This window comes from Oceanobacillus luteolus, assembly GCF_023715655.1.
Taxonomy (GTDB): Bacteria; Bacillota; Bacilli; order Bacillales; family Amphibacillaceae; genus Oceanobacillus; species Oceanobacillus luteolus.
Map to the genome: position 1 here is coordinate 24,163 of NZ_JAMBON010000034.1, position 13,589 is coordinate 37,751.

13 protein-coding genes are annotated in these 13,589 nt (G+C 39.6%); 12 read left to right on the forward strand and 1 reads right to left on the reverse strand.

Going from position 1 to position 13,589, the window contains the following annotated elements; genetic code table 11:
• Positions 1-4 precede the first annotated feature (4 nt).
• The 12 genes from M3210_RS15735 to M3210_RS15790 all read left to right on the forward strand — a co-directional run bounded on the left by M3210_RS15735 (position 5) and on the right by M3210_RS15790 (position 12,937).
• Positions 5-646 (forward strand): 5-bromo-4-chloroindolyl phosphate hydrolysis family protein, encoded by a 642-nt coding sequence (locus M3210_RS15735; protein WP_251516294.1) that lies wholly within the window; start codon positions 5-7, stop codon positions 644-646.
• Positions 646-1,794 (forward strand): toxic anion resistance protein, encoded by a 1,149-nt coding sequence (locus tag M3210_RS15740; protein WP_251516297.1) that lies wholly within the window; start codon positions 646-648, stop codon positions 1,792-1,794. The genes M3210_RS15735 and M3210_RS15740 overlap by 1 nt, the downstream gene beginning before the upstream one ends.
• A gap of 118 nt (positions 1,795-1,912) precedes the next feature.
• The gene (locus M3210_RS15745) at positions 1,913-2,851 is read left to right on the forward strand and encodes a ketopantoate reductase family protein (RefSeq protein WP_251516299.1); all 939 of its coding nucleotides are present in this window, start codon (positions 1,913-1,915) and stop codon (positions 2,849-2,851) included.
• A 157-nt stretch (positions 2,852-3,008) separates the two neighbouring features.
• Positions 3,009-3,995, forward strand: a complete 987-nt coding sequence (locus tag M3210_RS15750) for an NAD(P)H-dependent flavin oxidoreductase (protein WP_251516301.1) — start codon at positions 3,009-3,011, stop codon at positions 3,993-3,995.
• Between the two features lie 14 nt (positions 3,996-4,009).
• On the forward strand, positions 4,010-4,783 hold the full coding sequence (locus M3210_RS15755; RefSeq protein WP_251516303.1) for an enoyl-CoA hydratase/isomerase family protein: 774 nt from the start codon (positions 4,010-4,012) through the stop codon (positions 4,781-4,783).
• An 18-nt stretch (positions 4,784-4,801) separates the two neighbouring features.
• Complete coding sequence (locus M3210_RS15760) at positions 4,802-5,743, forward strand: MBL fold metallo-hydrolase (RefSeq protein ID WP_251516305.1); 942 nt, start codon at positions 4,802-4,804, stop codon at positions 5,741-5,743.
• A 269-nt stretch (positions 5,744-6,012) separates the two neighbouring features.
• The gene (locus tag M3210_RS15765) at positions 6,013-6,837 is read left to right on the forward strand and encodes an aldo/keto reductase (RefSeq protein WP_251516307.1); all 825 of its coding nucleotides are present in this window, start codon (positions 6,013-6,015) and stop codon (positions 6,835-6,837) included.
• A 15-nt stretch (positions 6,838-6,852) separates the two neighbouring features.
• Positions 6,853-7,290 (forward strand): hypothetical protein, encoded by a 438-nt coding sequence (locus M3210_RS15770; RefSeq protein WP_251516310.1) that lies wholly within the window; start codon positions 6,853-6,855, stop codon positions 7,288-7,290.
• Between the two features lie 442 nt (positions 7,291-7,732).
• Positions 7,733-9,628: a PrkA family serine protein kinase gene (locus M3210_RS15775; protein ID WP_251516313.1), complete on the forward strand. Its 1,896-nt coding sequence runs from the start codon at positions 7,733-7,735 to the stop codon at positions 9,626-9,628.
• 115 nt (positions 9,629-9,743) lie between these two features.
• Positions 9,744-10,913: a sporulation protein YhbH gene (gene yhbH, locus M3210_RS15780; protein ID WP_251516316.1), complete on the forward strand. Its 1,170-nt coding sequence runs from the start codon at positions 9,744-9,746 to the stop codon at positions 10,911-10,913.
• Complete coding sequence (locus M3210_RS15785; protein ID WP_251516318.1) at positions 10,910-12,307, forward strand: SpoVR family protein; 1,398 nt, start codon at positions 10,910-10,912, stop codon at positions 12,305-12,307. Before yhbH ends, M3210_RS15785 begins: the two co-directional genes overlap by 4 nt.
• A gap of 81 nt (positions 12,308-12,388) precedes the next feature.
• Complete coding sequence (locus M3210_RS15790; RefSeq protein WP_251516321.1) at positions 12,389-12,937, forward strand: GNAT family N-acetyltransferase; 549 nt, start codon at positions 12,389-12,391, stop codon at positions 12,935-12,937.
• A gap of 42 nt (positions 12,938-12,979) precedes the next feature.
• On the opposite strand, the gene M3210_RS15795 is transcribed toward M3210_RS15790, so the two are convergent.
• The gene (locus M3210_RS15795; RefSeq protein WP_251516324.1) at positions 12,980-13,456 is read right to left on the reverse strand and encodes a GNAT family N-acetyltransferase; all 477 of its coding nucleotides are present in this window, start codon (positions 13,454-13,456) and stop codon (positions 12,980-12,982) included.
• Positions 13,457-13,589 lie beyond the last annotated feature (133 nt).

Sequence of the window (13,589 nt, forward strand, 5' to 3'; positions counted from 1 at the left end):
TGAAATGAAAGCATTTTTGCAATTTGTCTTACGTTCTGCGGCGGCTTTCACTGCAACGGGAAGTGTATGGTTGGTCAGTTTTTTCGCCTTTGAGCAAGTTGTTTTGTGGTCGACGGTTTTCGCTCTTGCTGGTGGTACCGGAACATACTACTCTGTAAAGCAAATACAGACTTACCGCTATGCGAAAAGCAATGGGCTTACATGGAAAGAATATAAATTTATTATCGAGAACTTGAAAGATGCAAAGGTTAAAATCAACAGGTTGCAACGTGCGTTTGTTCAAGTTCGTCGGCTTGGTAATGTAAGAGAGAACTTTGAGATCTTAAGAACGGTCAGGAAAATTTATGCCAACACGAAACGGGAACCACGTCGTTTTTTCCAAGCAGAAGCTTTTTATTATAAACATCTTGATTCTTTAGTCGAGATTGCAGAGAAATATGCTTATCTTTCCCAGCAGCCGGTGAAATCAAGGGAAATGAATGAAACGATGCGGGATAGCCGTCATACAATCATCGTGCTCGGACAGACAGTGAATAAAGATTTACGAGTGATGCTCAATGACGATGTGGACACACTTCATTTTGAACTGGACGTCGCCAAGAAGACAATCCAGAAACCGAAAAAATCCAATGGGAGGGTCATTTAATGAACGAAGAAAAAAAACATGAATTCAATATGGACGAGCTCTTAGCGAACCCGTTCGGTAGTGACTCCATTGATACAGATATTGTTGAAAAAGAAAATGAACCTAAAAAGTTAGTCGATTTGCTTCCGGAAGATAAGAAAAAACAAGCGCTTCAGCTGGCGGAGCAGATCGATCCGAAAAATCATCAAAGTGTCTCACAATATGGAACAGAAGCACAGTCCAAACTTATGGATTTTTCGCATAACATGCTGGACCATGTAAAAAACAGTGATATAGGCGATATTGGTGGTATTTTATCGGATTTAATGAAAAAGTTGGAGCAGGTTGACCCAGATGAATTGAACCCAGAGAAGCGTGGTTTTCTCGCTAAAATCTTTAATCGGGTGTCGAATTCAGTGAATCAGGTCCTTTCCAAGTATCAAAAAACTGGTGCACAAATTGACCGAATCAGCGTAAAATTGGATCGCAGCAAAGATGAGCTTATGAAAGATAACAAGTTGTTGGAACAGCTCTTCATGAGGAACAAAGAATATTTTGACGCTTTAAATATTTTCATCGCTGCCGGTGAAGTGAAAATTGAAGAGCTCCGTACAAAAGAGATTCCAGCTTTAAGAGAAAAAGCAGAGGCAAGTCAGAACCAGATGATGGTCCAAGAAGTGAATGATTTGATTCAATTCACCGATCGCCTGGAAAAGCGGACCCATGATTTGAAATTAAGCAGGCAAATCACAATCCAGAGTGCACCACAGATTCGTCTTATCCAAAATACGAACCAGGCCCTAGTGGAAAAAATCCAATCATCTGTATTGACAGCTATTCCGTTATGGAAAAATCAAATTGCGATTGCACTCACTTTGTTGCGTCAACGAAATGCTGTGGAAGCACAAAAGCTTGTTTCCCAGACGACGAACGATTTGTTACTGAAGAATTCTGAGCTATTGAAGACGAACACCATCGAGACAGCGAAAGAGAATGAACGTGGTTTAGTTGACATTGAAACATTGAAGAAGACTCAAGAACAACTCATGTCTACAATTGAAGAAACACTCTCTATCCAAGCGGAGGGAAGAGCGAAACGTCAAGAAGCCGAAAAAGAAATGCTGCAGATGGAAGAAGAAATGAAACAAAAATTATTGGAACTTAAATAAACTGAGCTTCATTTAGTTGGGGTTTCGCCCCCTAAATGCAAGTGCTAATAAATAATTTGAAATTGGGTCATTCAGGATTCTTCTGAGTGGCCCATTTCTTAAGAATAGAGGGATTGAGTTGAGAACATTGATTGTCGGGGCTGGAGCTATGGGATGCTTATTCAGCGCTAAATTGCATCTTTCAGGATTTGATGTGACATTGTTCAATCGGGAAAACGAACGCGTGAAATGGATCGAGCGCGAAGGGATTCAGCTTATTACTGTGGATAATGAACAAGTACAAGCGTTTGTACCGGTTATCTATGATACTGGTAAATTAGAAAAATATGATCTCATCCTTATCTTAGTGAAATCATTTGCAACCGAAGCTGTATTGACGGAATTAAAACATATTGTAGATAAAAACACTATCGTACTATCTTTACAAAACGGAGTAGGGAACCTTGAAATAATGCAGAAAGTGGTTCCTCGTGCTGACCTTGGAATAGGTGGAACAGGAAGTGGTGCGAGTGTATTGAATATTGGCATGATAGCACATCGGGCAACAGGCGTTACGAACATCGGTTTTATTGAAGATCGCCAGCCTGATAAATATTTATACATAAGTGAAATGTTCAGTAAATCAGGAATCGAGACGGTTATAACGGAAGATGTTCAATCTGTCATATGGACGAAGTTGATGATCAATGTGGCCTTCAACAGCTTAACTGCAATTACTCGCCTGCGAAATGGTGATGTGCTTTTACCGAAAGCGGGAGAGTCCCTCGTACGGGAGTTATTGACAGAAGCACTGGAAGTAGCTGAAAAGGAAGGTGTGGAAATTTTATATGCCAATCCAATAGAGGATATTCTTCAAATCGGTCATACACAAATAGCGAGGAACCAATCTTCCATGCTTACAGATGTATTGAAAAGTCGTAAAACAGAAATTGAAGTCATCAATGGCGCTATTGTAAAGTATGGAAAAAAACATGGCATCTCAACACCATACAATGAATTAATGATGGCTTTAATTAAAGTCATTGAAGAAAGCTATCCAAAACAAATAGAAAGATAAGTATTTTATCCAATTGTTCAGAGAAATGACTTGACTTTAAAAGTATGAAAATTTAGAATTAGGTTAATCTCAACATTACCATTTATTAATGGTAATTTTTTTCTGTGAATAATGAATGACCATTCACTCGAAATGAATGTCAAAGGGAGGAAATCATATGATGCATGAAGCGACGAAGAAGTTGAAAAGGGGAGTGAAGCTGCCAGTTATTATGGCCCCGATGTTCCTTATCTCTAATCCAAAAATGGTTTTGGCAGCATGTGAAGCTGGTATAATCGGTACTTTTCCTGCATTGAATGCGCGTACAACCGAAATGTTGGATATGTGGTTGCAGGAAATTACGGACGGTATCCAAAGAATAGAAGAAGGTGGCGAAGAAGCTGCACCTTGGGGGATTAACTTTATCAGCCATCGTTCGAACAAAAGATTTAACGAGGATCTGGCATTAATTGAGAAATATGAACCACCGCTTGTCATTACTTCTTTAGGGGACCCAAGTCCAGTCGTTCAAATCGTAAAGAATTATGGTGGGGTCGTTCTTAGTGATGTGATTGATATGAAATTCGCCAAGAAAGCCCTTGAAAAAGGCAGTGATGGATTGGTGTTGGTTGCTGCCGGAGCAGGAGGTCATGGCGGTAGATTGAATCCCATCGCATTCATGCATGAAGTCAGAGAATTTTTTGATGGCCCCATTGCGTTGTCTGGTACGCTTTCTAAAGGAGAAGATATTCTTGTCGCCGAGACGTTAGGTGCTGACTTTGCGTATTTCGGAACTAAATTTATTGTCGCAGAAGAAGGCAGTGCAGAAGATGCATACCGAGAAATGATAGTAGAATCCAATATTTCTGATATAACATACACTCCAGCATTCAGCGGAATTCACGCAAACTATCTTACACCGAGTATTATAAGAGCTGGACTCGACCCTGCTCAGCTTCCGGAAAAAGGAAAAATCGATTTTTCAGAACGAGGCAATCATGATGCAAAGGCATGGCGAGACATATGGGGTGCAGGACAGGGAGTAGGGCCAATTAAAAAGGTGCAATCGGTCAAGGAAATAACAACCGACTTAAGTAAGGAATATTTAGCTGCTGTCGAAAAAATAGCAAATAAATACAATCAAACCATGCAACGTTCTAATTGAGAGGGGGAATTTAAATGAGTTTAGTAGATGTTAAGAAAGATAATCATATTGCTTATATTACGATGAACCGTCCTGAAAAACGAAACGCATTATCATATGATTTAGTAAATGATCTGATTCCAGCACTTCAAGAAGCTGATAGTGACCAAGAGATCCGTGTAGTTATTTTATCCGGAGCAGGAAAGGGTTTCTCGGCTGGTGGTGATTTAGAGACCATTCACGGTTTAAATGAATCCGCTTCCATTATGAGGTATATGAAAAGGGCGCTAGCAGTCGTGCAGACGATCCGTAAAATGGATACGTATGTAGTTGCTGCGGTGCAGGGCTTTGCAGCAGGAGCAGGGTTCAGTATTACCTTAGCGGCAGATTTCATCGTTGCCGAAAAACAAGCCCAATTTATCAGCAGCTTTTCAAATATTGCATTAATCCCTGACCTTGGCTTAATTAAAGCGTTAACCGATAATATTCCGCGGCCACTTGTCAAAGAATGGATTTCTTCGGCAAGACCTATTTCTGCTGAAGAACTTCAAAAGTATGGACTGGTGAATCGCGTGGCAGAAGGAGATTTATTGGAAGAAGCAACAGAATTTGCTCAATTTATTGTCGATGGACCACCGCTCGCCAATCAGTTTGTCAAGCACTTCGTCAACCATGCTGCTGATTACAATTACGAAACAAGTGATTTGCAAGAGACAGCCATTCAGACCTTGCTTCTCCAGTCACAAGATAATAAAGAGGGAGTCACTGCATTCTTTGAAAAGCGAAAACCAAATTTCACTGGGAATTAATATAAGGGACGTGGAAATATGCTGAAGGAATATGGATTACAATTAATTCGGCTGGATTTGCCATTTAGACTTAATCATGTCAACTGTTTTCTAGCTGAGGGATCAGACGGCTATACGGTCATCGATGTCGGCTTACATAACAAGGAAACCGTAAAACGTTGGGAAGAAGAACTCAGAGGAAAAGAAGTGACAGACTTGATCATTACTCATTATCATCCAGACCATTATGGATATGCTGGAGGGTTTCAAGAAAAGTATGGCGTCAATGTCTCGATGACAGAAGTTGACGCCGAAAATGGCAGAGTCAGTTGGGAGGATCTATTATTATCAAAATTAGAGAAGTACTATGCGTTATCTGGCATTCCTAGAACTATTGGTCGGGAGATGGTGAATAACACGGGAGAATTCATACCAAGAGTAACCCCATATCCGACGATCCAACATTATTTGGAGGAAGGGGAAAAGATTATCCTTGGAAAATATGAATATGAAGTTATTTTTACCCCTGGTCATTCGGAGGGTCTAGTAACTTTTTATAATAGAGAAAAAAATGTGCTGCTTAGTACTGATCATATATTACCAAAAATTACTCCAAATATTTCTTATTGGTATCATGGTGACCCTAATCCTTTGGCCAGTTATTTTGATTCACTTCGCAAGATTGAAGCGCTAGAAGTTGATTTTGTCATACCTTCTCACGGTAAACCATTTTACGATGGGCATCTTCGTGTGTTGGAATTGATGAAACATCATGAAGAACGACTGGAAACCTTATATGGCATCATTCGAAATGGGTGTACGGTATATGAGGCTTGTGAGAAGCTTTTCAATAAAACTTTAACCATTCATGAAACACGTTTTGCAATAGGCGAAACCTTAGCACATTTGGAGTATTTACGTTTAAACGGCAAGAGTACTCGGGAATTGCAGGAAAATGTCTATGTTTATCGGGCAATATAAAATTTGCTGGAAAGGGAATATGAGAGCATCTCATGTTCCCTCTTTTTTTAAGATTTGTCATCCGAGGTAACATGAGAATCAGTCATGTTACCTACTTCCTTAAATTTTGTCCACCGAAGTAATGTGAGAAATCTCACTGTGTCATAAGTACTTTGTTAATTCGTACCTAACTATCTTAAATATGAAACTGCATATTGTGGTATCTTATTTGTTCGAAATAATTCGATAGTGTTAATATAAAGGTAGTATAAGTAACGGGGAGGATTGGAATGATTAAACATTTGCAGGATACGATTACATTAAATAATAATGTAAAAATGCCTGGCTTTGGTTTAGGTGTTTATAAGGTTGAGGATGGTGAAACTGTTATTGATGCGGTCTCCTCAGCTCTATCCGTCGGTTATCGATTAATTGATACAGCTGGTTTTTATGATAATGAAGAAGGTGTTGGAAAAGCAATCAATGAATCCGGTATTCCGAGGGATGAAATCTTTGTAACATCGAAAGTTTGGAATGATAATCAGGGATATGAGTCCACATTGCAAGCCTTTGATGAGTCCCTGAAAAAATTGAACTTAGATTACATGGACCTTTATCTGATTCATTGGCCGGTGTCCGGAAAATTCAAAGAGACGTGGCGTGCAATGGAAAAGCTTTATCAAGAGGGAAGAGTCCGAGCAATTGGAGTAAGTAATTTCCATGTGCATCATTTACAGGAGCTCCTAAAGGATGCGGAAGTGACGCCAGCCGTCAACCAGATTGAATTTCATCCACATTTGACTCAAGATGATGTATTGAATTTTTGTAAAGAGAATCAAATTCAAATGCAGGCTTGGTCTCCATTGAAGAAAGGGCGTATTTTCGAAGATCCTCAGCTAGTGGAGATTGCGAATAAATATAATAAAACAGTGCCGCAAGTTATATTACGCTGGGATATTCAGAAGGGAGTAGCAACCATACCAAAGACGATAAATAAAAATCGGATGGTAGAGAATGCACATATCTTTGATTTTGAACTGACTTCAGAGGAAGTGGAGCAGATTACGAATATGAACAAAAATGAACGGACCGGTTCCAACCCAGATGATTTCTAAGGAGTATATCTTTTTATGAGGAAAGTATTACTAATAATTGCAGGTTGTGTCATTATGTTGAGCGGCTGTTTGAATTCAGTAGCTGTTAAAGTGGTAGATGATATGTACACTAATGCAATTATGGAGGAAAGCGAAACAGTGGAGTTTTATTTTAGTGATGAATTTTTATCTCAATATCCACTGGATTCGTTAATTGAAGAATTGGCAAGCCATATGCGCCATGCAGGTGGCGTCACGTTATTAAATACAATTGAGCTGACTAGAAATCAACTCGATGAAAATATTGTTCATGAGTTAGATGAAAAATATGATGAGAAATGGCATTTTGTCGTCAACGATGCAGATGACGAACATGTCATGACTTGGATCGTAGTGAAGACATCTACACAGTATGAAATCATTGAAGGTAATAAAGTAACGATTAAGGATTATCAAGATCAAATCAAAAAATAACGAGGGTCATGAAAGGATTCCAGCGTTTAAAGTGAGGCATGTTAAAAATCGAAATGCCTCCACCAATTGGAATATTTCTGAGCCTCGGTTGTTTTATTCTTGATTTTCACCATTTCCCTAGAGAATTCCTTCTCCAGTATTTTTAGTCTAGAAAGTAAAACTCCTACCACTGTGTTGTTCTTTCATATTTTAATAGCTATAGTCTACTATTATTTCTTCACAGAAAGTTCTACGTTTATATGACAGACTTCAACAATCTATTCCACACAAAAAAATTGTCCAACCAAATTCCTTGCATTGCATGTTACTTCAATATCCCTACTCCCATCGAGGGCAAAAACTTCAAGTCATTGTTATCTTTAAGATTAATAATTCCAAGGTAATGTTACCTCCCTGTCCGGCATAGGATATATAAATCGCTGCTATCTTGGAGGGAGTATATATGGATATCTTAAACAGAGTTCGAGAGTATCGCGAGGAAGAGAGTCGTTTACGATGGGAAGGCACTTTTGGTGAGTATTTGGAGATTGTGAAGGAAAGACCTCATGTTGCTCAATCTGCTCATTCCCGTATATATAATATGATTAAAGACAAAGGTTTAACAGAGAAAAATGGAAGAAAAACATATCACTTTTTCGGGAATGATATATTCGGTTTGGAGGAAGCGGTTGAGCGTCTTGTAGAGGAGTATTTCCATCCGGCAGCTAAACGATTAGATGTAAGAAAAAGAATCCTGTTATTGATGGGGCCCGTCAGTGGTGGGAAATCGACACTTGTAAACTTATTAAAGCGTGGATTAGAAGAATACTCACGGACGGATGCTGGGGCGGTTTATGCGATTAAAGGTTGCCCAATGCATGAAGATCCGCTTCATTTGATTCCACCACATCTGCGAAAAGAGTTTCAAGAGGAGTATGGGATCCGTATTGAAGGGAGTCTATCTCCATTAAATACGATGCGTCTGGAAAAGGAGTATGGCGGTAGAATTGAAGATGTGCTCGTCGAACGAATATTTTTCTCAGAAGATAAGCGGGTTGGTATAGGAACATTCAGTCCATCCGATCCTAAATCTCAAGATATTGCTGATCTAACTGGTAGTATCGATTTCTCAACAATTGCAGAATATGGTTCCGAATCAGATCCGCGGGCGTACCGTTTTGATGGAGAGCTCAATAAGGCAAACCGTGGAATGATGGAATTCCAAGAGATATTAAAATCTGATGAAAAATTCTTATGGCATTTGTTGTCCTTGACACAAGAAGGAAACTTTAAAGCGGGAAGATTTGCCCTCATTTCGGCGGATGAAATGATTATCGCCCATTCGAATGAAACCGAGTATCGCTCATTTATTGCCAATAAAAAGAATGAGGCATTGCATTCTAGAATCATCGTGATGCCTATCCCATATAATCTTCGAGTAAGCGAAGAAGAAAGAATTTATGAAAAAATGATTAAAGAAAGTGACATGGCGGATGTGCATATTGCTCCACATGCTTTACGTGTAGCGGCAATTTTCTCTGTACTCACCCGCTTAAAAGAATCGAAAAAACAGGGAATTGATTTAGTCAAAAAAATGCGGCTATATGATGGCGAAAATGTAGAAGGATATAATCAGGTGGATTTGGAAGAATTACAGCGGGAGCATAAAGATGAAGGGATGAGCGGAATTGATCCGCGTTATGTCATCAACCGGATATCATCTGCGATTATCCGAAAAGAAGTTCCATCCATTAATGCTCTAGATGTACTGCGTTCCTTAAAGGACGGTCTGGATCAACATCCATCGATTTCACGAGAAGATGCAGAGAAATATATGAATTATATCGCTGTTGCAAGGAAGGAATACGATGATATAGCGAAAAATGAAGTACAGAAAGCGTTCGTCTATTCCTATGAAGAGTCTGCAAAGTCATTATTGGATAATTACCTTGATAATGTGGAGGCTTATTGTAATAAAAATAAACTGCGTGACCCACTGACCGGTGAAGAAATGAATCCAGATGAAAAGCTGATGCGGTCGATTGAAGAGCAAATTGGCATATCGGAGAATGCGAAAAAAGCTTTCCGTGAAGAAATCTTAATCCGTCTGTCCGCTTATGCAAGAAAGGGCAAACGTTTTGACTATAACTCACATGAGCGTCTGCGTGAAGCGATTCAAAAGAAACTATTTGCTGATCTAAAAGATGTCGTAAAAATCACAACCACATCGCAGACTCCAGATGAAAATCAGTTGAAGAAAGTGAATGAAGTGATTGCAAGATTAATCGATGAGTATGGATATAACTCAACTTCGGCGAACGAACTGCTTCGTTATGTTGGAAGTTTATTAAATCGATAATAATTTTTCAAATATTAGAGCCTGAATCGGATGCGTTGGAAGCAAATGAACTTGGAGATGAATAGTATATTACAAGCAGTAAATATTTTTTTAGGCATGATGAAGGAGGAGAAGGATGAGAGAAAAGCCGAATCGACAGCCATTTCTCGTTTCCAAGGAAAATTGGTCTCTCCATCGTAAGGGAAATCAGGATCAAGATCGACATATGGAAAAAGTGAAGGAAGCAATTAAAAATAATCTCCCCGATTTAGTCAGTCAAGAAAATATTATATTATCAGATGGTAAAAACGTAGTGAAAATTCCAATCCGCTCCTTGGATGAATATAAAATCCGATACAACCATGACAAGACTAAACATGTAGGTCAGGGGGATGGAGAGAGTCAGGTCGGTGATGTGATTGCGCGGTCAGGAAGTGGAGATGAGCAGGGCAGCGGTGAAAAGCCGGGAGATCAACCGGGCAATGATTATTATGAGATGGAAGTTTCCTTAGCTGATATTGAAGCCGCTCTATTAAAAGAGTTGGAATTACCGAACATCGCAGAAAAAGAAACCGGTGAGATGGTGACAGAGAGCATTGAATTTAATGATATCCGTAAAAAAGGCCTCATGGGTAATATCGATAAAAAACGGACAATTTTATCAGCACTGAAAAGGAATGCAACGAAAGGGGAACCGACGATTACTCCAATTCACCCTGATGACCTTCGTTTTAAGACGTGGAATGAGGAAGTCAGGCATGAATCAAAAGCGGTCGTGCTTGCCATGATGGATACGAGTGCCTCGATGGGAACGTTTGAAAAGTATATGGCACGCAGTTTTTTCTTTTGGATGAACCGCTTTTTAATCAAGAAGTATCAAACGGTAGAATTTGAGTTTATCGCTCACCACACCATGGCGAAAGTTGTTACGAAAGATGAGTTCTTTTCCAAAGGGGAAAGTGGAGGGACGATTTGTTCTTCCGCTTATATGAAAGCATTGGAACTAATCGAAGAGAAATATTCTCCGAGCCGTTACAATATTTATCCAATTCATTTTTCCGATGGTGAGAATATCACTTCGGATAATGTGAAATGTTTGAAGTTAGTTGATGAGCTGCTTGATGTGTCGCAAATGTTTGGATACGGCGAGGTCAATAGTTATAATCGATATTCTACTTTAATGAATACGTATCAAAACATCAAGCATCCGAACTTTCGATATTATCAACTCCGGGAGAAAAAGGATGTATACCCGGCATTGAAAACGTTCTTTTCGCGAGTAGAGACGAGGGAGGGTTCTCGTTGAACGACCAAAAGGAATTGGAATATGCCATAAGTGAAATTACGGAAATAGCAGAAGGATTCGGATTGGACTTTTATCCGATGCGTTATGAAATTTGTCCGGCTGAAATCATTTATACTTTTGGGGCTTATGGAATGCCTACAAGGTTTAGCCATTGGAGCTTTGGAAAACAGTTCCACAAAATGAAACTGCAATATGATTTAGGGTTAAGTAAGATTTATGAACTGGTCATTAATTCCGATCCATGTTATGCATTTCTACTTGATACGAATTCGTTGGTCCAAAATAAAATGATTATCGCTCATGTGCTGGCGCATTGTGATTTCTTCAAAAATAATGTACGTTTTTCAAAAACTCGACGTGATATGGTAGAGAGCATGACAACGACAGCAGAGCGGATTGCAGCATATGAAATGCGTTATGGAAAAAAAGAAGTCGAGGATTTCCTCGACAGGGTGCTGGCGATTCAAGAGCATGTTGATCCGTCATTGGTACGTACGGAAATAGAAGAGGACGACGAACAAGAAGAGACGCTTGAAAGAAGACCAACTCCTTATGATGACCTTTGGAGTTTGGATGAAGAGAAGAAGGAAGTAAGGCCTCATAGGGAAAGAAAAAAATTCCCTCCAAAACCTGAGAAGGATTTACTCTATTTTCTGGAACAGCATAGTCGTGAACTCGATGATTGGCAGCGAGATATTTTGACGATGCTTCGTGAAGAGATGCTTTATTTCTGGCCACAGCTTGAAACGAAGATTATGAATGAAGGATGGGCATCCTACTGGCATCAACAGATTATGCGGGAAATGGATTTGACGAGTGGAGAAGCAATTGAATATGCAACATTGAATGCAGGAGTATTGCAACCTTCCCGCACTTCCATAAATCCGTACTATCTAGGTATAAAAATGTTTGAGGATATTGAGGAACGGTATAATAATCCGACAGAAAAAATGTTGGATCGGGGTGTTAAGCCTGGCAGTGGCCGTGAGAAAATGTTTGAAGTCCGCGAGATCGAGTCGGACATTTCATTTATCCGCAACTATCTAACGAAAGAACTCGTTGAGCAGGAAGATATGTATTTGTTTGAAAAGAAAGGCAGAGATTATCGCATCTCGACAAAGGAGTATGAACAGATTCGAGATCAGCTCGTTTCCATGCGGGTGAATGGCGGTTTTCCTTATATCACCGTAGTTGATGGAGACTATAATCGGAATGGGGAACTATATCTCATGCATCATTACGAGGGGACAGAGCTTGATTTGCCATATTTGGAGCATGTACTGCCTTATATTTATGACCTTTGGGGTCGCCCAGTGCATATGGAGACAGTTGTTGAGGAGAGAGTGATACGTTACAGTTTTCTTGGCGACGGAGTCAAAAAGAGATTTCTGTAGGACTACAGGTCCGTCAGTCTAATGGCTGATGGACCTGCTCTTGTGTTACAATATCCCTCAAATGAGCATAGGGGGATAAAAATGGAGATACGAGATATTTTTCATGAATTGCCGGAGCTGGAAACAGAGAGGCTTATTTTACGAAAAGTGACTGAAAATGATGTAATATCCATGTATGAGTATGGTAATGATCCGGAGGTTAGTAAATATGTAACATGGGAAAGGCATCTTACCCTTTCGGATACAGAAGACTATCTAAATTTTGTGTTGGAAAATTATCAGGAAGGTCGTCTTGCGCCTTGGGCCATCGAATATAAAGCAGATGGTAAGATGATTGGTACCATTGACTTTGTGCAATGGAAACCATCTCACCAAGTCGCTGAAATTGGTTATGTGTTGCACCGTGAATACTGGGGGAAGGGTATCATGACTGAAGCCGCGAACCGGGTGATTCAGTTTGGCTTTGAACATATGGACCTTGTTCGGATTCAGGCGGTGTGTTTACCGGAAAATACGGGTTCTTTCCGAGTGATGGAAAAAGCAGGATTAACTTATGAGGGAACATTAAAGAAAGCGAGAAAGATAAAAGGGAAGAATCAGGATATCAAAATGTATGCAATTGTAAAATGAAATGTGGGTCGAAGCAGGAATGCAGCTCCTGCTTCGACCCACTTACAATTCCTTTATATACCAAGTATCACACGCATTATGTTCCGAACCTGATAAAGGTTGCTCAAGCTTTTTAAATCCATATTTTTCATATAGATGGTTTGCTTGAAATAGTGATTCAAAAGTTTCCAGATAACAATGTGTATAATGTTTACTGGCAAATTCTAAAGCTATATTCATCAGCTTTTTAGCAATTCCTTTACCCTGTGCTTCTGGAGCCAAATAAAGCTTTTGCAATTCGCCAATACCTTCATGATTCACGAATGGGCCGATGCCGACACCACCAACAGCCTCATCTTCGTCATTCACTGCGACCCAATAACTTGCTTGAGGCTGTGTATCGTAATAGGATGTTAGTTTGCCAAGGTAAGGGTCAAAGTAGGCTGTCCCAGGAATATTCAAATTTACTGATTCAAGAGATTGTTTGATGATTGCTTCCATATTTTGATTATCTTTTTCTTGGATTTCCCGGATAATCATGATCCATCCCCCTCGTATATTATGTTTAGGCCTACATTTTCCGCCTATTATTTCCTTGTAATTCACCCTGTTGATATGTCAAATGACTTGGACGCTCTGGGATATTCCTAGATAATGGTCTTAGGATCATTTG

Bases quoted from the DNA above. Each gene is read 5' to 3' on its own strand.
- M3210_RS15750 (WP_251516301.1), top strand. From the start codon at position 3,009: ATGATGCATGAAGCGACGAAGAAGTTGAAAAGGGGAGTGAAGCTGCCA.
- M3210_RS15790 (WP_251516321.1), top strand. From the start codon at position 12,389: ATGGAGATACGAGATATTTTTCATGAATTGCCGGAGCTGGAAACAGAG.
- M3210_RS15795 (WP_251516324.1), bottom strand. From the start codon at position 13,456: ATGATTATCCGGGAAATCCAAGAAAAAGATAATCAAAATATGGAAGCA.
- M3210_RS15775 (WP_251516313.1), top strand. From the start codon at position 7,733: ATGGATATCTTAAACAGAGTTCGAGAGTATCGCGAGGAAGAGAGTCGT.
- yhbH (WP_251516316.1), top strand. From the start codon at position 9,744: ATGAGAGAAAAGCCGAATCGACAGCCATTTCTCGTTTCCAAGGAAAAT.
- M3210_RS15765 (WP_251516307.1), top strand. From the start codon at position 6,013: ATGATTAAACATTTGCAGGATACGATTACATTAAATAATAATGTAAAA.
- M3210_RS15735 (WP_251516294.1), top strand. From the start codon at position 5: ATGAAAGCATTTTTGCAATTTGTCTTACGTTCTGCGGCGGCTTTCACT.
- M3210_RS15760 (WP_251516305.1), top strand. From the start codon at position 4,802: ATGCTGAAGGAATATGGATTACAATTAATTCGGCTGGATTTGCCATTT.
- M3210_RS15740 (WP_251516297.1), top strand. From the start codon at position 646: ATGAACGAAGAAAAAAAACATGAATTCAATATGGACGAGCTCTTAGCG.
- M3210_RS15770 (WP_251516310.1), top strand. From the start codon at position 6,853: ATGAGGAAAGTATTACTAATAATTGCAGGTTGTGTCATTATGTTGAGC.
- M3210_RS15755 (WP_251516303.1), top strand. From the start codon at position 4,010: ATGAGTTTAGTAGATGTTAAGAAAGATAATCATATTGCTTATATTACG.